General features: G+C 62.9%; 21 protein-coding genes. 16 read left to right on the top strand and 5 right to left on the bottom strand.

All coding sequences use genetic code 11. The annotated features are described in order from the left end of the window. Nucleotides 1–88: 88 nt before the first annotated feature. Nucleotides 89–916, bottom strand: coding sequence for an HpcH/HpaI aldolase/citrate lyase family protein (locus EC845_RS18350; protein ID WP_199739855.1), 828 nt, complete (start codon nt 914–916; stop codon nt 89–91). Further along, nucleotides 909–2,360, bottom strand: a complete 1,452-nt coding sequence (locus tag EC845_RS18345) for an aldehyde dehydrogenase family protein (protein ID WP_123299599.1) — start codon at nt 2,358–2,360, stop codon at nt 909–911. Before EC845_RS18345 ends, EC845_RS18350 begins: the two co-directional genes overlap by 8 nt. Nucleotides 2,361–2,740: 380 nt before the next feature. On the opposite strand from EC845_RS18345, the gene EC845_RS18340 reads away from it, so the two are divergent. The 3 genes from EC845_RS18340 to EC845_RS22410 all read left to right on the top strand — a co-directional run bounded on the left by EC845_RS18340 (nt 2,741) and on the right by EC845_RS22410 (nt 5,615). Next, nucleotides 2,741–3,655, top strand: coding sequence for a hypothetical protein (locus EC845_RS18340; RefSeq protein WP_233598166.1), 915 nt, complete (start codon nt 2,741–2,743; stop codon nt 3,653–3,655). Nucleotides 3,656–3,819: 164 nt separating this feature from the next. Beyond that, nucleotides 3,820–5,316 (top strand): NAD-dependent succinate-semialdehyde dehydrogenase, encoded by a 1,497-nt coding sequence (locus EC845_RS18335; protein WP_123299597.1) that lies wholly within the window; start codon nt 3,820–3,822, stop codon nt 5,314–5,316. A gap of 143 nt (nt 5,317–5,459) precedes the next feature. Beyond that, nucleotides 5,460–5,615: a hypothetical protein gene (locus EC845_RS22410; protein ID WP_158615727.1), complete on the top strand. Its 156-nt coding sequence runs from the start codon at nt 5,460–5,462 to the stop codon at nt 5,613–5,615. 17 nt (nt 5,616–5,632) lie between these two features. Here the strand turns inward: EC845_RS22410 and EC845_RS18330 are convergent, their stop codons facing one another. From EC845_RS18330 to EC845_RS18320, 3 genes are all read right to left on the bottom strand, one after another. Then, a complete protein-coding gene (locus tag EC845_RS18330; protein ID WP_123299596.1) occupies nt 5,633–6,052 on the bottom strand; it encodes an MFS transporter in 420 nt (139 codons plus the stop codon). A gap of 82 nt (nt 6,053–6,134) precedes the next feature. Continuing rightward, complete coding sequence (locus EC845_RS18325; protein WP_123299595.1) at nt 6,135–7,325, bottom strand: arabinose transporter; 1,191 nt, start codon at nt 7,323–7,325, stop codon at nt 6,135–6,137. Between the two features lie 232 nt (nt 7,326–7,557). Further along, nucleotides 7,558–8,472 (bottom strand): LysR family transcriptional regulator, encoded by a 915-nt coding sequence (locus EC845_RS18320; protein WP_123299594.1) that lies wholly within the window; start codon nt 8,470–8,472, stop codon nt 7,558–7,560. Between the two features lie 192 nt (nt 8,473–8,664). On the opposite strand from EC845_RS18320, the gene EC845_RS18315 reads away from it, so the two are divergent. The 13 genes from EC845_RS18315 (at nt 8,665) to EC845_RS18250 (ending at nt 20,692) form a co-directional block, all read left to right on the top strand. After that, nucleotides 8,665–9,219, top strand: a complete 555-nt coding sequence (locus EC845_RS18315; RefSeq protein ID WP_123299593.1) for a DUF6152 family protein — start codon at nt 8,665–8,667, stop codon at nt 9,217–9,219. A gap of 71 nt (nt 9,220–9,290) precedes the next feature. Beyond that, a complete protein-coding gene (locus tag EC845_RS18310) occupies nt 9,291–9,785 on the top strand; it encodes a hypothetical protein (protein WP_123299592.1) in 495 nt (164 codons plus the stop codon). A gap of 290 nt (nt 9,786–10,075) precedes the next feature. Further along, entirely contained in the window at nt 10,076–10,435 is a 360-nt protein-coding gene (locus EC845_RS18305; protein ID WP_123299591.1) for a cyclophilin-like fold protein, read from the top strand. A 272-nt stretch (nt 10,436–10,707) separates the two neighbouring features. After that, on the top strand, nt 10,708–11,838 hold the full coding sequence (locus EC845_RS18300) for an MFS transporter (protein ID WP_199739866.1): 1,131 nt from the start codon (nt 10,708–10,710) through the stop codon (nt 11,836–11,838). Between the two features lie 31 nt (nt 11,839–11,869). Beyond that, nucleotides 11,870–12,433, top strand: a complete 564-nt coding sequence (locus tag EC845_RS22690) for a cyclophilin-like fold protein (protein WP_233598165.1) — start codon at nt 11,870–11,872, stop codon at nt 12,431–12,433. 7 nt (nt 12,434–12,440) lie between these two features. Beyond that, nucleotides 12,441–13,082: an NAD(P)H-binding protein gene (locus EC845_RS18290; protein WP_123299588.1), complete on the top strand. Its 642-nt coding sequence runs from the start codon at nt 12,441–12,443 to the stop codon at nt 13,080–13,082. Between the two features lie 68 nt (nt 13,083–13,150). Continuing rightward, the gene (locus EC845_RS18285; protein WP_233598164.1) at nt 13,151–14,269 is read left to right on the top strand and encodes an alpha/beta hydrolase; all 1,119 of its coding nucleotides are present in this window, start codon (nt 13,151–13,153) and stop codon (nt 14,267–14,269) included. 19 nt (nt 14,270–14,288) lie between these two features. Next, nucleotides 14,289–15,338, top strand: a complete 1,050-nt coding sequence (locus tag EC845_RS18280; RefSeq protein ID WP_123299587.1) for an NAD(P)-dependent alcohol dehydrogenase — start codon at nt 14,289–14,291, stop codon at nt 15,336–15,338. Between the two features lie 30 nt (nt 15,339–15,368). Continuing rightward, nucleotides 15,369–16,112 carry an SDR family oxidoreductase gene (locus EC845_RS18275; protein WP_123299586.1) on the top strand — a complete coding sequence of 248 codons (744 nt, stop codon included), beginning with the start codon at nt 15,369–15,371 and terminating at the stop codon, nt 16,110–16,112. Nucleotides 16,113–16,122: 10 nt separating this feature from the next. After that, a complete protein-coding gene (locus EC845_RS18270) occupies nt 16,123–17,214 on the top strand; it encodes an SMP-30/gluconolactonase/LRE family protein (protein WP_233598163.1) in 1,092 nt (363 codons plus the stop codon). A 71-nt stretch (nt 17,215–17,285) separates the two neighbouring features. Next, a complete protein-coding gene (locus EC845_RS18260) occupies nt 17,286–18,200 on the top strand; it encodes an SDR family NAD(P)-dependent oxidoreductase (protein WP_199739853.1) in 915 nt (304 codons plus the stop codon). A gap of 28 nt (nt 18,201–18,228) precedes the next feature. Continuing rightward, nucleotides 18,229–19,365, top strand: coding sequence for an MBL fold metallo-hydrolase (locus tag EC845_RS18255; RefSeq protein WP_233598162.1), 1,137 nt, complete (start codon nt 18,229–18,231; stop codon nt 19,363–19,365). Between the two features lie 4 nt (nt 19,366–19,369). Next, nucleotides 19,370–20,692, top strand: a complete 1,323-nt coding sequence (locus tag EC845_RS18250; RefSeq protein ID WP_123299581.1) for an NTP/NDP exchange transporter — start codon at nt 19,370–19,372, stop codon at nt 20,690–20,692. Nucleotide 20,693 lies beyond the last annotated feature (1 nt).

Below are 20,693 nucleotides of genomic sequence, written 5' to 3'. Positions count from 1 at the left end.
CCCCGGGGTATTGTTTGTTTGCTGCTGCAAGACGATCGGTGGCGAATCAGGGAACCCTCGATTCGTCCAGCTCAATCGCTGGTGTTCGTTAGGCGAATTGTTGGCGTTTCTGGGTCGCCGCGGCGCTCAGGAAAGTGATGTCGTTGCCCGTCGAGACGAAGCGCGCGCCTAGCTCGAGGTACCGGCGGATCAAGTCCGCTCGCGCGCCCAGGCCGCCGATGCCCACCGTCTTGCCATGGGCCTTGCAGGCCGCGATAACACGCAAATACGCCTGATGCACGAGCGGGTGATCGACCTGCCCGGTCACACCGAGCATCCCGCTCAGGTCGCTGGCGCCGACCAGGATGATGTCGATGCCATCGACGGCGGCAATGGCTTCCACCGCATCGAGTCCGGCCTGCGATTCGATCATCGCCACGATCAGCGAGGATTCGTCCAGTGCTTGCACGGTCTCGACCGCAGGCAAGGACCGGTAGTGCAACTGCGGCGCGGGGCCGGCCATCGAGCGCTCTCCCCAAGGGGCGTGCTTGACTGCTCGCACGATAGCGTGTGCATCCTCGGCCGATTGCACCGCTGGCACCAGGATGCCATGCGCGCCGGCGTCGAGCACCTTGGCGATGAGGTGAGGATCCGGGCTGGGTACACGAACCAGCGGGGTCACGCCCAGCGCCGCAGCGGCGATGCTGATCTGCCCAGCTGCCTCCAGTGGAAAGCTGCTGTGCTCCAGGTCAATGTAGATCGTGTCGAAGCCGGCGGCGTAGGCGATGCTGGCGATATCAACGGTGCGAACCAAGCGCACCGTCATCGAGTAAACCGGCTCTCCCCGTGCCAGTTTCTCCTTAAGCGTATTGTTCACTGCGACAATCGGTTGGGTCATATTCGGTACTCTGAAATGAGAACGGCGGGTGTCATCCATGAATGACGGGTAAGGTCTCGGCTTCTTCTTGAAAGCCATAGACGGATTTGGTTTCCAGATACTCTTCCAGACCGAAGACGCCCATTGATCGTCCGATCCCGGACTGTTTGTATCCCCCCATGGGGGCCAACGAGTCTGTCGCCGCGCCGTTGAAGCTAATACGCCCCGCACGCAGTTCTTTAGCCACCTCATAACCTTGGGCGCGATTACTGGTAAAGACATATCCACCCAGGCCATAGATCGAGCCGTTGGCAATGGCGATGGCATGGTCTTGATTCTCATAAGGAATCACCGCCAGAACCGGACCGAAGATTTCCTCAGTGGCTATCTTCATCTTTGGATCAACCTCGGCAAACACCGTGGGCTTGACGAAGTACCCACGGGTGAGCCCTTCGGGGCGTCCAACGCCTCCGCAAATCAGTCGAGCGCCTTCGTCGATACCGCCCTGAATGTGGTGCTGAATAGTTTCAAACTGCCTGGCGCTCACCGTGGGCCCCATGGTCGTCGCCGTATCGAGTGGATTGCCGAGACGGAATTGGCTGGCTTCGTCCACGAGGAACGGCAAAATCTGCTCGACTTGACTTGCATGGACCAAGAGCCGGCTCGGCGCATGGCAGGACTGGCCGGTATTGAAGAAGCAGCGCTGGATGTTCCAGCGAGCGGCTTTCTCCAAATCAGCATCCGGCAGCACGAGGTTGGCCGACTTGCCGCCCAACTCCAGGCTTACCCGCTTGACCGTCGCGGCCGCAGTCGCACCGACTACACGGCCCGCTCCGGTGGAACCGGTAAAGGACACCATATCCACTCCGGGATGGCTGGACATTGCTTGACCCACCTCGCGTCCGGAACCATTGACGAGGTTGAATACCCCTTTGGGAACGCCGGCCTCGTCCAGCACCTCAGTCAGCAAAAGGGAACTGAGCGGGGAGTTTTCACTGGGTTTGGCGACCATCGTACAACCGGCAGCCAATCCGTAGATCAGCTTGATGACTTTGGTCTGAATGGGCCAGTTCCAAGGTGATATCAATGCGCACACGCCTATGGGTTCGCGCCGAACAATCGCGTGACCCAGACGGGAAACGAACCGGTAGCTGCGCAGCAAATCGCGCGCGACTTGCATATGCTGAATCGGGCCGTAGACCTGAGCCCGACTGGCCCTCGGAATGCCTGCCTCACGAGCGATGACTTCAGAAAATTTATCAACGCGTTTTTCATAAGACGAGATGATGCGATCGATCAGCCTGATTCGCTCTTCGATCGTGCTATTGGAGAAATCGGCAAAAGCAGCCCGCGCAGCGGCTACTGCCTTATCGACATCAGCAGCTCCACCCATTGCTACGCTGGCAATGGCTTCTTCTGTGGTCGGGTCAATGACATCAATGTAACGAGGTTCGACTGGCGCGGTCCAAGCGCCATCGATGAACAGATGGGGATACAGCTTCATTGAACTTGCGCCCTTTGCGAAACAAGTGGGGGGGGAGGCGACCTAATCGTTGCCGCGGATGACCGTTGGGTTCCTTCATCGGTTGCGCCACGAAATGTTGGAAGCAATGGCTTGAAGACCTGGCATAGGCCTGCGGATTCTTCAATATTGATGACTTCCCAAATCGAGCGGTATGAACACAATCATAAGGCAACAAAAAGGCCACAGGGTCTGGTTGTTTCTACACCCTATAACCACAGCGAATAGGATGGTAAAAACCCTGACTCGTCCATCGTGGCATATCCATGAACCTCAAATGAAAATATCAGCACATGCTTGAATTGTATTTTTGAGGCGTGTCTGGCAATCCCGCCGGCAGGGATCGGGCCGTATAGGCTGACATGCCCCAAGCGGTTGGCGCACCGATGTGCGTCAAGGCCATGAGTGCCAAATCAACTTCTAGAGAGGTCAGGATCATGCGAATAGGTAAATCATCCGATACCGAGAGTGAACTTGTCGGTAGCATGCGCGAAGGAAAGCTTGCGCAAAAACACTTGTTGTTCGGTGAAGACGGGTCGGTGAATAACTACGATCTGAACATGGGGTTGGCAGGCTCGGGGGGGTGGCGTACGCCTCGGCATCGGCATAACTTCGACCAGATTCGTTATGTGGCAAAGGGGCGCCTTCCATATACCGAAGACAAAGCACTGGAAGAAGGGTGGGTTGGATATTTTCCAGAAAGTATCCATTACGGCCCTCAAGATCGGGCTGAGGGGCTTCAGACCGTGGTATTGCAGTGTGGCGGGGCCAGCGGATTCGGCTATCTGAGCGTGGCTCAGCGCGAGGCCGTCAACCAAATCCTCAGCGATCGCGGTGAGTTCAAGAAGGGCTTGTTCACCTACACCGATGAGCACGGCGTGACGCACACCCAAGACGGCTCGCAGGCGATCTTCGAACATGCGACTGGCCGGAAGCTCGAATTCGCACAGCCTCGGTATTCCGAGGTCATCGCCATGGATCCGGCCGCTTATGAATGGGTGCCAATGGACGAGAAAGGCACATGGGTCAAATGGCTGGGCAGCTTCACTGAACGCAATCTACGGATTGGCTTCATTCGCCTAGACGGCAATGCGGTCTACCGTGCCGGCCAGCATTCCTCCATCGAAATTCTTTTTCAGACGAAAGGCAAGATTCAAATCGGGCCCGATATTCATGGCCCCGAGACTGCCTACGAGTTTCTACCCAAGGAAGGGCCCATCGAACTGCGTGCGGTGGAACCGAGTGAGTTTTTCAGCGTGGTGCTGCATACGTTCTGACGGCCTGTTGCCGACTTCATGAGCGGTCGCGTCATTAAGCTCCACCTGTCAGGGGTTTCGATGGCTTTCACCCACCGACCCAGCCTCGTCCTATCGGATTCCAATCGTGTGGACACACTGCCAGATCGTGGGCAGTGATTACTCTCAATCAGGATGTTAAAAACATGTCCAATTTCCCCGGTCGGCCCACCTTGAATAATCCGGATCTTCTTCAAAGCCGCAATTTTGTGAATGGTCAATGGATCACCGCCGCTAGCGGAAAAGTGATTGAAGTTCACAATCCCGCCACGGGCGAGTTGGTCGCCACTGTGCCCTCCCTGAGCCAGGACGAAACGCGTAGGGCCATCGACGCCGCCGGCCGCGCCTGGCCCGCTTGGCGAGCCCTGACGGCTCAGGCGCGCAGTCGAATTGTCGGTCGCATAGGCGAGTTGATGCGTGAAAACAGGGAGGACTTGGCAGCGATCATGACCGCCGAGCAAGGTAAACCGCTGGTCGAAGCACAAGCTGAAATCGATTACGCCGCAGGTTTTTTTACATGGTTTGCCGGTGAAGCCGAGCGGGCCTATGGACAGGTTCTGCAACCGAGCGTCGCGGGTCGGCGCATCCTGGTCACCAAAGAGCCCATCGGTGTGTTTGCGGCGATCACGCCTTGGAACTTTCCCGCGGCGATGATTACCCGAAAGGCGGCACCCGGTTGGGCAGCTGGATGCACGGGTGTGATCCGGCCGGCAAGCCAGACACCTTTGTCGGCACTGGCGATTGCCGTGCTGGCCAAACAAGCGGGCATGCCAGACGGCGTATGCAACGTGGTCACCGGTTCCGCTGAAGTGGTTGGCCGAGAACTTACCGACAATCCTATCGTCCGCAAGCTGTCCTTCACAGGATCCACGGAGGTGGGCCGCGTTCTTTTGGAGCGCTGCGCGAAAACGATCAAAAAGACGTCGATGGAACTGGGCGGCAATGCACCCTTCATCGTCTTTGACGACGCGGATCTGGATGCCGCAGTCAAAGGCGTCATGGCCTCAAAGTTTCGCAACACCGGGCAGACCTGTGTCTGCGCTAACCGAATCCTTGTCCAGGATAGCGTCTACGAAGCATTCTCCGAAAAGCTCAAAACCGCTGTTGAAGCCCTAGTGGTCGGCAACGGAACTCACACGGGCGTCACGCAAGGCCCGCTCATCAATCAGGCCTCCGTCAACAAGGTCGAACAGCATATCGGAGACACATTGGCCAAAGGAGGGCGCATCGTGACTGGGGGCAAACGGCACAGCTTGGGCGGGAACTTCTTCCAACCGACAATCCTGGCCGATGTTCCACGCCATGCCCAGATTTTCAGCGAAGAAACTTTTGGCCCCGTGGCGCCCTTGTTTCGGTTCAACACCGAACAGGAAGCCATCGACATGGCCAACGATACCCCTTTTGGTCTGGCGAGCTATTTCTACTCGCGCGACTTGGGTCGCGTGTTTCGTGTCGCTGAAGCCCTCGAGTACGGCATCATCGGGATCAACGAAGGGCTTATTTCCGCACCCGAGGTACCCTTCGGTGGCATGAAGGAAAGCGGGCTTGGGCGCGAGGGCGGCCCGAACGGAATAGACGAGTACCTCGAGGTCAAGTACATGGCCATAGGGGGTCTAACGTCATCGCATGGCAAGCTTCATTGAGTAGAAAATGATTCACGGTGATTATGTGTATTAACGGGGGTGCGGGAGAAATCTTGGATGAGTCTATGTAGCACGGCCACGGCTCCGCCGGTTTTTGCCCTCTGGATTTCAAACGCGGTGTCTGGATTGAATGATGATGGCGCATGCTGATCGAAGCTCGCGTGCCCACCTTTGCCGACATCACCGTAGAAGAACTGGCCGCGCTCATTGCCAAGCGCGATGCGTTGGTAGGTGCTCTGGGTGTGGCTAACGCCGAGCGCGATCTGGCCGCCGAGCGGCTGTACGCCTTCCAGCGCTAGCTGTTCGCCGCCAAGAATCACACCCGTGTGGCAACACCATCGCAAGAAGCGGGGTCCCAAGCCGCTGAACGATGCATTGCCCAGACCACGCCCGCCGCCAGGCCAGCCACGAACCGGGAAGCGGCGGTCAGCCCGTACGAGGTCGACAATGCTGTGACCGCATTGGCCATGGCAAAGCTCAGTACCAGGCCGAGGTAGAGTGGCTTGCGAGGCAACGCACGGGTCAGCGCGACCATGTGAATCGCCGCCAGCGCCGAGGCGAGTGCATAGGCCGAGACCAGTTGGCCGATGCCGGATGGCGACTGCCCCAGACTGCGCGCCATGTCCGGCAGCAGCGCTGCAGGCAGGGTCTCGGTGAGGATGGTCAGGAATGCCGTCGTCGATAGCGCCAGCAAGCCGAGTAACGGAAACGTCGTTTTCGCTGTCTGATGGGCCATGTTTACCGTTCCGATAGCGCATCGGCAGGGCCTCTGGTGCCTGGCTGGGCGCTCTTCAATTCATTCTTCGTCGAACCAATCGTCATGGCGATGATTCGCCAGCGGGATGACGCTGGAGCCAGACGGCGACGGGCACTGCGCACAGCGAGAGAATGGCGGCGATCAGGAAGATCGCCCCTAGACCAAGCAGATTGGCGATCAAGCCCAGAAGAGGCGCGAGGACTCCCAGCGCGATATCGATAAAAGCCGTGTAGACGCCCATGGCCAGTCCCCGCGACCGCGCCGGCGCCCGCGCGACCGCCTCAATGCCAAGTCCTGGATACACCAGGGCATACCCGAACCCGGCCAGTGCCGCACCGGCAAAGCCAAGCCAAGCGAAAGGCGCGATCCAGATCAGCCCCAATCCAGCGCCATGGATGACGATGAAGATCGAAGCGGTGCGCGCGCCACCAAGCCGGTCCGGCAGCGATCCAAAGCACACGCGCGCCAACATCAGTGCGGCCGCGAACGCGGTAAAGGAAAGCCAGGCCGGCTGCCAGCCACGCTGAGCGAACAGAAGCACTGCGAATGCCGTCACGATGCCGTAGCCGACACTGGAGAACGCCATCGCACCGCCGGGCACCCACACTGCACGCAAGACCCGCCTGATGTCAGCTTCGGCTCGGCGCACCGGTTTGATTGCTTGCATCGGAGCGATCAGCGGCAGGACGAGCAGCGCTCCCCCACAGGTTAGAACGCCGATGGACGCAAAGCCAAAGGAGGCAAACAGATAGCTGCCCAGTGGTGCACCTACTGCCATCGCGACAAACATGGCGGTCCCGATCCAGGCGAGCATCTTCCCGACGCTTCCAGTGCCGGAAAGCGCCAGACACCAACTCTGCGCACCGATCATGACGAAACTCTCTGCCCCACCCAGCAGCACCCGCCCCAGGATCAGGATTGCGATCGCAGCGCCGACGTCGTGCGTGAAGTACATGGAGACCACATAAAGCAGCCCAGCCAGGGATGCCATGATCAGTCCGACAGTGACGGCGAACTTTGGTCCCCTCTCGTCCGAGATTTTGCCGGACCACAGCCGGCAAAGCAGTGCGGCCGCGAACTGGGCGCCGGAGACCAGACCGACGGCAAACGTGCTCAGACCCAGACCATCATGGATGTGCAGCGGCAAGGCAGGAAGCGCGGCGCCAGTGACGAGAAAAACCGAGAAAACGCAGCACGTCAGGCTTAGCAGGCTGCGTTGCGAAGACGACCGGGGCACGCGAGTCAACGGCATGGACCACCCCCGACAACCCGTCTAACGAGCCTGGCGTTACCATCCATGAAAGCCACAGAGGTCTTCGGCGCAACGCTCATTTTCTTGGAGCTAGAAGTTCGACCTGTGGTCGCTCCGCTCGCCCAACGAACCCCTCGCCATGCGCGCGGCTTAACGCCACGTGGTACGTGACGCACCATGACTTCAAACTGCACTCGCTGGATTGACGACGCCTGTCGTGAAAACAACTGGGTCATCGCTTCCTGGGGCTAGAAGGCGCAGTCCACCGCAGCGCCTCAAGGACAAGTGAGAACGCATGCGAGGGTTGCTTGCGGCTCGGGTAATACAGGTAATAGCCGGGAAATGGCGGACACCAATCCTCCAGCACGCGCACCAGTTGTCCATTCTCCAGGTGAGGCGCGAACTCCTCCTCCGGCAGCGACGCGATACCAACCCCCGCCACTGCCGCATCCACCATGCTGGGCGAGGTGTTGAAGACGAGTTGGCCATCCACCCGCACACTCAATGCCTGACCACGACGCTCGAAGTCCCAGGTGTAGAGGCCGCCCGCTGTCTGCATGCGCATGTTGATGCAGTTGTGCTTGAGCAAGTCGCGCGGCGTCTTGGGAATCGGGTGCATCTTGAAGTACGCGGGCGATGCCGCGATCGCCATGCGCAACGGCGGCCCGATCGGAACTGCGATCATGTCCTTGTCGATGGTGTCGCCCATACGCACGCCCGCATCAAAGCGATCGGCCACGATGTCCCGGAACCCGTAATTGATGTCGAACTCCATCTTGATGTCGGGGTATTCGAGCATCAAGGGCGTGAGCTTGGACAGCACCGTGGTCCGAAGGATGTGCTCGCCGCAGGTGATGCGCACCGTGCCGGCAGGCTTGTCCCGCATCTCGGTTAGCTCATCGAGTTCGGCGTCGATCTCGTCGAATCGGTTTCCGATCGCATTGAGCAGACGCTCGCCGGCCACCGTGGGTGACACGCTACGCGTGGTGCGCGTGAGCAGTCGGATCTCCAGCCGTGTCTCCAAACCGCTGATGGCTTGGCTGAGGGCCGATTGCGTGACGCCCAGCAGCGAGGCGGCGCGCGTGAAGCTGCCTTCCCGTGCCACCGTCACGAAGTACAGAAGATCATTGAGGTTGCGCTTGACCATGGGAAGAAGTTTCCCACGGCGAATTGATTAGCGCAACTAATATGCCTTTTAAGTCTCCATTAGCTAGTCAAGTTGACCTCCAAGCATCAATATCCAATGTGTGAAAAAGTCAATACCGACACCTCCAGGCTGACCAAGCCGCCACCCCGGCGGGCCTTGTGGCCTAACCCGATCAACGCGGAGAAATGAATCATGGCAAATGTCGACTCGAAACCCGCTCAGGGAGATGCAGCCGTATCACGCGGCCGTCGGCGCACGATCCTCGGCGTGGCAGCGCTGGCCATGCTTGTGCCGGCCCTGCCGGCGTTCGCGCACCACGGGTGGCCCGGCTTCGACACCGACCGCCTCATCTATGTGGCGGGAACGGTTTCCTCGGAGGGTGTCTGGGGCAATCCGCACTCACTCTTCGACATCACCGTGGACAGCAACCTGCCTGCCCGCACGCCCACGCTGACGATTCCGAAGGAGTTGCAAGATCCCGAGGACAGTACCCGGGTCAATGCCGCCCCCTCCTACAAGGGCTCCCGCAAGGAGCTGAAGATCATCATCGCCCCGCCGGCCTGGTCGGGCCGGTGGGGCCTGGACCGCCCGCTGAAGGTCGGGGAACGCGTCCAGGCGGTCGGCTACATCAATCGGACAGACGACGGCTTGTTTAGGCCGGTTGTGTTCTGGTACGGGCCTGACGCCGTGCCCGTGAACCAGGTGCTCGGCAACACGCTCCCGGTACGGGCACCGATACCGAAATAAGGCGGCTGCGCTGGATGCGGGAGGGTGCTGCCCTCCCCGCACCAATCGCCCACGACGAAACGGAATGGCTCATGCCTGAATTGCTCAACTCGTTGCTGAAGCTGTTGCAGGACTCCGCGCTCGGCGAGGCGGTGCGCAACGCCGAATACCTCTATCCCGTGCTGGAGGCCAGTCACATCCTCGGGATCGCGCTCCTGGTCGGCCCGGCTTTCACCTTCGACCTGAGATTGCTGGGATTCGGCCACCGCGTCGTGCCCGTCACCGCCGCCGCGCGCCATCTGCTGCCCGTCTCCCACATCGGCTTTGCCATCGCCATCGTCACGGGCATTGCACTGCTCAGCTCGCAGGCGACCGTGGTCGCCGGCACCGGTGCTGCGCCGTGGAAGTTCGGTTTGCTGATTGTCGCTTGCCTCAACGTGCTGGTGTTCCACGGCGGTATCTACCGCCGCGTCAATGAATGGGCAACAGCTGCTGCAACACCGATAGCCGCGCGCGCAGGAGCGGGCGTATCACTGATCGCATGGACGGGGGTGATCTTCGCCGGCAGGCTTTTGGCCTACACCTGACCCAGATCTTTCGAGCTCAGGGTCGTCCCCAAGCGGCTATCTGCTGGATGACTATGAAGGCGACTTCACGGTCATTCATTAGCTACGCTTCTATGCCCTAGAAGTTTTGATTAGCTAGTCAAATTGACTTTCCGACGTCAATATTCAGGGCATGAAAAAGTCAATGCCGATGCTCTGGAGATAGCTGAAACGACTGAATGTCACGGTGCTGACCCATGGGGGACGGTTAGCTTGCGGCGCGCTAGCCAAGCCCCCTGGCTGATTCGCCCGTCCCCACACAGGAGGTGCACATGAATATTCGCCTAACGGTCAATGATCAAGTGGCAACTGCCACGCTATACGACAACGCTACCGCGCAAGGCTTTGCTGCGTTGCTGCCGTTGTCGTTGACGCTGGTCAATTACGCGCGCATCGAGCGCATCGCCGATCTGCCGTCCAAGCTGCCCCGGAGCGGCGACGAGAGCGCAGTTCCCGTGAAAGCCGGCGATTTGGCTTACTACGCCCCGTGGGGCAACTTGGCGATATTCGTGCAGGACGGGCCCGGCAACTACACCGGTGATTTGATGCGTCTTGGTGCAGTGAATACGGGACTGCCTGCATTGCAGCGGCCTGGACCGCTGCCAGTCAGGATCGAGCGGGATCTCGGCTGATCAACTCACAACCCGCCCCTGGCACCCAATAGCCCTCGGGTATGAAGAGAGTTGGTTGTGTGCACGCAGAACATCACCCCAATCGCTAAGGGTGACGAAACAGTTCGCAATCGATTCTCGTCCCGATGGCGCGCCTAGGGAGTTCACAAACCAATAGACAGAAGATAAAGAAAACGTACATGGCAGAACAGATAGCCGCAGTTCCTCGCGGAGCGACCCACACCCATCAGGCAGGCACCGAGCAACCCACTCATTGGAGTGGCGTGTTCGCGATGTCGCTATGTGTGTTCGCGCTGATCGCCTCGGAGTTCATGCCGGTCAGCCTGTTGACCCCGATTGCAGCCGACCTGCGCATCACCGAGGGAATGGCTGGGCAAGGTATCGCGATCTCCGGCGCCTTTGCGGTCCTGACCAGCCTGTCGATTTCATGGCTGGCCGCCGGCATGAACCGCAAGACGCTGCTGCTGGCGCTGACGGCGCTGATGGCCGTCTCCGGTGCCGTGGTGGCGCTGGCGCCGAACTTCCCGGTCTACATGGTCGGCCGCGCGCTCATCGGCGTGGTCATCGGTGGGTTCTGGTCCATGGCAGCAGCCACGGCCATGCGCCTGGTGCCCGTCGATCAAGTGCCTCGCGCCCTGGCCATCTTCAATGGCGGCAATGCGCTGGCGACGGTCATCGCGGCGCCCCTGGGCAGTTACCTGGGCTCCATTGTGGGATGGCGCGGGGCGTTCTTCTGTCTGCTGCCGATCGCGGCGATCGCGTTGATCTGGCAGTGGAGCAGCCTGCCCACGATGCGGCCCACCAAGCGGTCGTCCGGCTCAGCCAACGTGTTCAAGGTGCTGGCGAGCCGCCCGGTGGCCCTGGGTATGGCCGCTTGCGGCGCGTTCTTCATGGGACAGTTCGCCCTGTTCACCTATTTGCGGCCGTTCCTTGAAACCGTAACGCGTGTGGATGTGTCGACGCTGTCGCTGACCCTGCTGGTGATTGGCGTGGCTGGCTTCATCGGCACCGCGTTGATCGGCGCCGTTCTCAAGCGCAGCCTGTACGGCACGCTGATCGTCATCCCCGTTTTCATGGCGGTGATCGCGCTGACGCTGATCCCGTCCGGCACCTCGGTCACTGCCGTGGTCGTGCTGCTGGGCCTGTGGGGTCTGATGGCGACCTCGGCCCCTGTGGGCTGGTGGAGCTGGATTGCCGAAGCGATGCCGCACAACGCGGAGGCTGGCGGCGGCCTGATGGTGGCGGTGATCCAGTTGGCCATCGCCTTGGGCTCGACAGTCGGCGGCTTGTTGTTCGATTCGATGGGCTATCAGAGCACCTTCATGGCGAGTGCTGCTGTGCTGCTGGGCGCGGCAGCGCTCGCTTTCCTCACCTCGCGTTCACAAGGACGGCAGACGGCCTGAGCCGGGCCGACGACGGGAGATCACCACAACCATGCATATCAGCATCCCTCGCCACCGCTGGCATACCGCCATCGAAGCGCGCCCTCCCGCACCCGGCCAGCGTGCCCTGCGCGCGCTGGGCTTGCTGTGCGGATTGATCGCGCTCGGAGCGTGCGAAGCCGCCCAGCCGAGCGCATCGGCTGTACCTGCCGCTTTACCTGCCGCCACGTCAACCAGCGCCTCGGCGGCAACTGTCCAACCGGAGGAGTCCCGCATGTGGATGACCGTCGGCGAACGCCGCTTCGCCATCACCCTGGCCGATACCGAAGCGGCCCGCGCCTTCGCCGCCATGCTGCCGCTCACGATCGACATGCCCGATCTCAACAGCAACGAGAAGCACGCGAAGCTGCCGAAGGCCTTGCCGACGAACACCATTCGGCCCGGCACGATCCGCAATGGCGATCTCATGCTCTACGGCTCGCAGACCCTGGTCGTCTTCTACCTGACGTTCGATTCGATCTACTCGTACACGCGCCTTGGCCAAGTGGACGACCCCGCTGCCCTGCCGAAAGTACTTGGAAGCGGCACTGCGCGGATCACGTTTTCCAGGGACTGACTCGACCATGAAGAAAGTGCTTCTGATCGGCGCCAATGGCAGTACGTCGAAAGAGATCATTCCTCGTCTGCTCGAGCAGGACGACGTGAAGCTGACCTTGTTCCTGCGCCGCGCCAGCCGCATGCAGGACATGCAAAGCGATCGCGTCGATGTCCTCGAAGGCGACGCCAACCGCCTCGCGGAGCTGACGCACGCGATCCGTGGACAGGAGATCGTCATCAGCACCCTGGGCGGCATGGACCTGGACGCCAAGACCGCGAACATCGCCCGGGCCATGAAAGATGTCGGTGCGCCCCACCTCGTCGTCATCAGTGCCGGTGGCATCTATGACGAGCTGCCTGAGGCCTTCAACGCCTGGGACAAGGGCATGGTCGGCCAATACCGCCCCATCAACCTGAAGGCGGCCGAAATCGCCGAGCAGTCGGGCCTCGCCTACACCATCCTGCGCCCGGTGTGGCTGACCAGCAAGCCCACCGAGGCATTCCAGTTGACCCGCAAGGGCGAGACCTACAAGGGCACGGAAACCTCTCGCGCGAGCATTGGCCGCTTCATGGCCGACCTCGTGAAGGACCCGCAGCGCTACGCAAACCAGAACCTGGGCATCAGCCAGCCCGACACCGACGGCGACAGGCCGGCAGCGTACCGCTGACCGTCATCCGTAAGAGAGAACAGAACCGACCTGCGACCCCATTCACCCTTCATGCAAAGGAAAACATCATGAACGAAGCCATTCTGGAAATCCCGAACATCAAGCGGCGCACGGCCCTCAAGGGCATGGTGCAAGGCTCGATCCTTGCAGGCGTCGCGGCAGCGGTCGGCGGCCAGGCGGCACTGGCACAGACGCCACCTGCCACGACTGAAGTGGGCGGCCTGCGGCTGACGCAGGAGTGGGACAAGGTATTTCCCAAGAGCGAGAAGGTCGATCACCAGAAGGTCACCTTCAAGAACCGCTACGGCCTCACCCTCGCGGCCGATTTGTACCTGCCGAAGAACCGGGCGAACCAGCGGCTGGCGGCGCTCGTCGTCGGCGGTCCGTTCGGCGCGGTGAAGGAGCAGTCCTCGGGCCTGTATGCCCAGATCATGGCCGAGCGCGGCTTCGCCGCGCTGGCCTTCGACGGCTCCTACACCGGGGAGAGCGGCGGCGAGCCGCGCAACGTCGCCTCGCCAGACATCAACACCGAGGACTTCATGGCGGCGGTGGACTTCATCGGCCTGCAGGCCTACGTCGATCGCGAGCGCATCGGCGTCATCGGCATCTGCGGTTGGGGTGGCTTCGCACTGAATGCGGTGGCGGCCGACAAGCGCGTCAAGGCCGTCGTCGCCAGCACCATGTACGACATGACCCGCGTCATGTCCAAGGGTTACAACGACGTGGTGACCCCCGAGCAGCGCACGCAGACGCTGGAGCAGCTGAGCCGGCAGCGTTGGGAAGACGCGGCGAACGGCAAGCCGGCCTACCAGCCGGCCTACAACACCCCGCCGAAGGGCGGCGAGCCGCAGTTCATGGTCGATTACTACAACTATTACGGCACGCCGCGCGGCTACCACCCGCGGGCAGTCAATTCCGGCAATGCCTGGACGATCACCAACAACTTCTCGTTCATGGACTTCCCGCTCCTGACCTACATCAAGGAGATTTCGCCGCGTCCGGTCCTGTTCGTCCATGGCGAGAAAGCCCATTCGCTCTATTTCGCCCAGACCGCCTACGCGGCTGCTGCCGAGCCGAAAGAACTGGTGATCGTCCCGGGTGCCAGCCACGTCGACCTGTACGACCAAGTGGACAAGATTCCATTCGACAAGATCACCGACTTCTTCGGCAAGCACCTCAAGGGCTGAACCACTCAAGGAATCTCTCATGACCATCAAAGCCTATGGCGCCTATGCCGGCGACAAGCCCCTCGAACCCCTGGAGATCACCCGCCGAGCGGTGGGTGCGCACGACATGCAGATCGACATCGCCTACTGCGGCGTGTGCCACTCGGATCTGCATCAGGTGCGTGCTGAATGGGCCGGCACGCAGTTCCCGTGCGTACCCGGCCACGAGATCGTCGGCCGCGTGGCCGCAGTCGGCGAGCACGTGAGCGGGTTCAAGGCCGGCGACCTGGTCGGCATCGGCTGCATCGTCGACAGCTGCAAGCACTGCGCCGAGTGCGACGAAGGGCTGGAGAACTACTGCGACGGCATGGTCGGCACGTACAACTTCCCGACGCCGGATGCGCCGGGCTGGACCCTGGGCGGCTACTCGCAGCAGATCGTCGTGCACGAACGCTACGTGCTGCGCATCCGCCATTCCGAGGAACAGCTCGCCGCCGTGGCGCCGCTGCTGTGCGCCGGCATCACGACCTACTCGCCGCTGCGCCACTGGAACGCGGGACCGGGCAAGAAGGTCGGCATCGTCGGCATCGGCGGCCTGGGCCACATGGGCATCAAGCTCGCGCATGCCATGGGCGCGCACGTGGTCGCCTTCACCACCTCCGAGTCCAAGCGCGAGGCGGCCAAGGCCCTGGGCGCCGACGAAGTGGTGGTTTCGCGCAACGCCGAAGAACTAGCTGCGCACGCCAAGAGCTTCGATCTGATCGTCAACACCGTGGCCGCGCCGCACGACCTCGACCCGTTCCTGGCCCTGCTCAAGCGCGACGGCACCCTGACGCTGGTCGGCGCGCCGGCCTCGCCGCATCCCTCGCCCGAAGTGTTCAACCTGATCTTCAAGCGCCGCGCGATCGCCGGCTCGATGATCGGCGGCATCCCCGAGACCCAGGAGATGCTCGACTTCTGCGCCAAGCACGGCATCGTCTCGGACATCGAGATGATCCGCGCCGACCAGATCAACGACGCCTACGAGCGCCTGCTTAAGGGCGACGTGAAGTACCGCTTCGTGATCGACAACGCATCGCTTGCCGCCTGACCGCCTGGCAACCCACAAGGAAACAACAACATGATCAAAGACAAAGTCGTCATCATCACCGGCGCATCCGCCGGCATCGGCGAGGCAACCGCCAAGCTCCTCGCCAGCCAAGGAGCCAAGGTCGTGCTCGGTGCGCGCCGTGAAGACAACCTCAAGCGCATCGCGGACGAGATCCAGCAAAGCGGCGGCCAGGCGATCTACCAGGTCCTGGACGTCACCAAGCAGGAAGACAACGACGCGATCGTCAAGCTGGCCAAGGACACCTTCGGCAGCGTGGACGTCATTTTCCTGAACGCCGGGCTGATGCCGAATGCGCCGCTGTCCGCGCTCAAGACCGCCGAGTGGCACCAGATGGTCGACGTCAACATCAAGGGCGTGCTCAACGGCGTGGCCGCGGTGCTGCCGTCGTTCGTCGCGCAGAAGTCCGGCCACGTGATCGCCGTGTCTTCGGTCGCCGGGCTCAAGGCCTATCCGGGCGGTGCCGTCTATGGCGGCACCAAGTGGTTCGTGCGTGACTTCATGGAAGTCCTGCGCATGGAGTCCGCCATGGAAGGCACCAACATCCGCACCGCGACGCTGTACCCAGCCGCCATCAACACCGAGCTGCTGACGACGTTCAGCGACAAGGAATCGCTCGACCAGATGAAGGGCATCTACGACAAGTACGGCATTTCCCCGGATCGGATCGCCGACGTCGTGGCCTTCGCCATCGATCTGCCCGAGGACACGACGGTCAATGAGTTCACGGTCGGCCCTGCCAATCAACCTTGGTAAGGGCCATTCCATGACGCCAGCATCTTTGCGCGAGGCGGGTCGCCATCACGGCGGCCGCTCCGGCGCCACGGTACGAGCGGCACTGGTCGCGACCTGCCTGGTCGTGGGAATGGGCATAGGCTTCGTACCGGCGGCGTCGGCTCAGCAAAGCAGCGCCGCCGGGCTGGCCTACGACGCGCAGACGCGCAGCGCGGTGCCGATCCCGGCATCCGAGCGCGCTTTGCAGACGGCCGTGGCCGAGTCCTGGTTCAAGGTGTCCAACGAGGGCTTGATCCTCGAAGGGGCGATCTTCGACCGCAGCGGCAATCTGCTGTTCTGCGACGTGAGCGGACGCCGCGTGCTGCGCCTGACGCCGGACCGGCAGTTGTCCACCGTCGTCACGCTGGACGCGCTGTCGCCGGGCGGCCTGGCCTTCCACCCGGATGGGCGCCTGTTCGTCGCGGCCCTGGACATTCCGAACGGCCGCGGCGCGATCTACGCGGTAAACCCGGACGGCTCAGGCCTGCAGGCGATCGTGCCGCCCGTGGCCGGGTACATGCCCAATGACCTCGTGTTCGATGCCCGCGGCGGCTTCTACTTCACCGACTTCAAGGGCAATGCGACCGAGCCCAGGGGCGGTGTGTACTACGCCGAGCCGGACCTGATCACGATCAAGCCGGTGCTGCCGCACCTGGCGATGGCCAACGGCCTGGCGCTCAGCGCCGATGGCAAGACGCTTTGGGCCACCGAGTTCGGCCGCAACCTGCTGCACCGCATCGAGCTGGCCGACGCGACCACCATCGCGCCGATCGGCTCGGCCATCGCCTACCACTTCACCGGGCCGGCGCCGGACTCGATGCGGGCCGACGCGGACGGCAACGTGTACGTGGCGATCTACGGGCAGGGCCGCGTGCTGGCCTTCAACCGCAACGGCATCCCCATCGGCCAGGTGCTGCTGCCCGGACGCGATGGCGGCCACAACCTGGCCTCCACCAGCCTGGCCATCGATCCCCGCCGCAACGACCTCTACGCGGTCGCCAGCGACATGGACAAGGGCCAAGGCGCGACGGTGTTCCACACCAAGGCGTTCAGCAAGGGGCTGCCGCCGGCTTCATCCCAATGATCTACAACGCCGCGCCGCGGCCGGCCACGTGGCCACTGCGGCGTCTGGCGGCCTGAACGGAGGACACACCCATGGACCGTCGAACCTTTCTCACCGCCAGCGCCGGGCTGGCTTCGACGCTGGCCGCGGGTTCGGTGCTGACCGCCTCGACGTCCTGGGCGCAGACACCACCGAGTTCCCGAAAGGAGTCCCCCATGCCCAACGCACAACGAGGCCAAAACCCAGGCGATCGCACAGACGGTCGCACAGGCGGCAAGGCCCGCGTCTTTGTCACCGGCTCGGCCGACGGGCTCGGCCATGCCACGGCCAAGACGCTGCTGGTCCAAGGCCACGACGTCGTGGTGCACGTGCGCTCCCAGGCCCGGCTGTCGGCGGTGAAGGAACTGGTGGACCAGGGGGCCGTCGCCACCATCGGCGACCTGTCGGACCTCGCGCAAATCCGCGATCTCGCCCGCCAGGTCAACGCCATCGGCCCGATGGATGCCGTCGTCCACAACGCCGGCATCCTGTCCGGTTCGCAGGTCCTGGTCGTCAACGTCGTCGCACCGTACCTGCTCACGGCCCTGATCCAGCGCCCCAAGCGCCTGATCTACCTGAGCAGCAGCATGCACCGGGGCGGACGCGCGAGCCTCACCGGCATGGACTGGACCGGCAACACGGCCACCGGCAGCTACTCCGACAGCAAGCTGTTCGTCACCACGCTGGCCGCGGCCGTGGCGCGTCGCTGGCCCGAGTCCTTCAGCAACGCCGTCCATCCGGGCTGGGTGCCGACCAAGATGGGCGGCCCGGGCGCGCCCGACGACCTGCGGCTGGGGCATGTGACCCAGGAATGGCTTGCCACCAGCAGCGACGCCGAGGCACTGACCAGCGGCGGCTACTGGCACCACCAGCGGCGCGAACAGCCCCATGCCGCCGTCAACGACACCCGGTTCCAGGATCTGCTGCTGGCCGAACTCGCGCGTGCCACCGGCACGGCGCTGGCGTGATGACATGAGGAAGTTCCGGAGATTCCTCATGGCATTGGTCGGCATCGCCATTCTCGGCGTGGCGGGCGTCTTCGCCTATCTGCAGCAGCCGGTGTTCGGCGAGTTGCCCAGCGGCGAGCGACTGGAGCGCATGACCCTTTCGCCCAATTACGTCGGCGGCGCATTTCTCAACCAGATCGACACGCCCATGAAGACCACGGACCAGTCCGAAGTGTCGATGTGGATGGGAACCCTCTTCGGCGAGGAGGGCCAGACCCGGCCGCCGGGCACCGTGCCCACCGTCAAGACCGACCTCAAGGCGCTCGACCCCGCGCAGGACCTGGTGGTCTGGCTGGGCCATTCCTCCTATTTCGTGCAACTGGGCGGCCAGCGCATCCTGATCGATCCGGTCTTCAGCGCCAATGCAGCGCCGATTCCCGGGGCGAACGAGGCGTTCGAGGGCACCAACCTCTATACCGCCGACGACGTGCCCGAGATCGACGCGCTGCTGATCAGCCACGATCACTACGACCATCTGGACTACCCGACCGTGCGGGCGCTGCAGCCCAAGGTCCGGCAGGTGATCGTGGGACTGGGCGTCGGGGCGCATTTCGAGCGCTGGGGCTACGACATGCGCCGCGTGCGCGAGGCTGACTGGAACGAGGTCGTCGCGCTCACGCCGCAGGTGCAGGTCCACGTCACCCCCGCCCGGCACTACTCCGGGCGCACCTTCACCCGCGACCAATCGCTGTGGGTGGGTTTTGCGCTGGTGTCGCCCGAGCGGCGCCTCTTCGTCAGCGGCGATTCGGGCTACGGGCCGCATTTCGCCCAGATCGGCCAGCGCCTCGGCCCGTTCGACTGGGTGGCGCTGGACGCCGGCCAGTACGACCCGCGCTGGGCGAACGTCCACATGAATCCGGAGCAGGCCGCACAGGCGGCCGACGACCTGCGCATCCACGCGCTGATGCAGGCGCACGTGGGCCGCTTCACCATCGCGCCCCACGACTGGGATGACCCGTTCAAGCGCATCGTCGCCGCCAGCCGTGGACATGCCTATGCGCTGTGGACGCCGGAGATCGGACAGCCGGTGCACCTGGACGGCCGCGCGCAGTCGTTCACGGCGTGGTGGGAAGGCGGCGCCATGACCAAGCAGCCCCGGCTTGCGGCTGAGGCGAAGGAGCAATGACCTAGTGTACCCGTCCCCCGTCCCCTCCCGTTGGCAGCGCCTGGCCGGCGTGCGCCCCGAAGAAGCGCCCGCCATGCTGCGGTCGATGCTGTATGTGATCGCGCTGTTCCTGGCGTACTACGTGCTGCGCCCGATCCGCGACGAACTGGGCGTGGCCGGTGGCGTGCAAAACCTGCCGTGGCTGTTCACCGGCACGCTGCTGGCGATGCTGGTGGCGAGCCCCTTGTTCGCACTGGCGGTGCGCCACCTGCCGCGGCGGCAGTTCATCGCCTTGGCCTACCGCTTCTTCGCGGCGAATCTTGTGCTGTTCGCCTTGCTGCTGCACTTCGCCGGACCCGATGCGCAGGTTTGGATCGGGCGTGCCTTCTTCATCTGGGTCTCGGTGTTCAACCTGTTCGTCGTCTCGGTGTTCTGGTCCTTCATGGTGGACCTCTTCGACAGCGAGCAGGGCAAGCGGCTGTTCGGGCTGCTCGCCGCGGGCGCCACGACGGGCGGCATCATCGGCTCGGCCATCACCTCCGGCCTGATCGCGCACCTCGACCGCTCCTGGCTGATGGCGATCGCCATCGTATTCCTGGAGGTGGCGGTGCTGGCATCGCGCCGACTGTCCCTGCTTGCGCCATCGTTCGAGCACCGGCCACGCCGCGACAACCCGGACCAGCCCCTGGGCGGCGGCATCTTCGCGGGCATGGTCCACACGCTGCGCTCGCCTTACCTGGGCGGCCTGGCGCTGTTCATCCTGCTGTACTCGGTCACCTCGACCTTCCTGTATTTCCAGCAGGCCAGCATCGCCCAGGCCTCGTTCCCCGACCGGTCGGCGCGCACCGCGTTCTTCGCCAACATCGACCTGATCGTCAATGCGATCACATTGGTGTTCCAGCTCTTCGTCACCGGCCGGATGATCGCCACCGTGGGCATCGTGGCGACCCTGTGCGTCCTGCCGCTGGTCAGCCTGGCGGGCTTCGCGGCCCTGGCCGCCAGCCCGAGCGTCGCCGTCATCGTGGGCGCGCAGGTGGCCCGCCGCGTCGCGAACTTCGCACTGGCCCGGCCCGCCCGCGAAATCCTGTTCACCTCCAGCGCTCGCGAGGACCGCTACAAGGCCAAGAACTTCATCGACACGGTGGTGTACCGCGGCGGCGACCAGCTCGCCAGTTGGGGCTACGCCGGCCTGATGGGCGTGGGCCTGACCCTCGCGCAGATTCCGATGATCGCGGTGCCGCTGTCGGCCCTCTGGCTGGGCCTGAGCGTCTGGCTGGGGCGTACCCACCAGGCGCAAGAACAGCAAGAACAGCAGCCGGACGGCCCCATCACTCTCTCCCCCGATTGAG

The organism is Comamonas sp. BIGb0124 (assembly GCF_003752175.1).
Taxonomy (GTDB): Bacteria; Pseudomonadota; Gammaproteobacteria; order Burkholderiales; family Burkholderiaceae_C; genus Comamonas_F.
The sequence above is the reverse complement of the archived record's forward strand: the minus strand, read 5'-3'. Positions and strand labels throughout refer to the sequence as shown.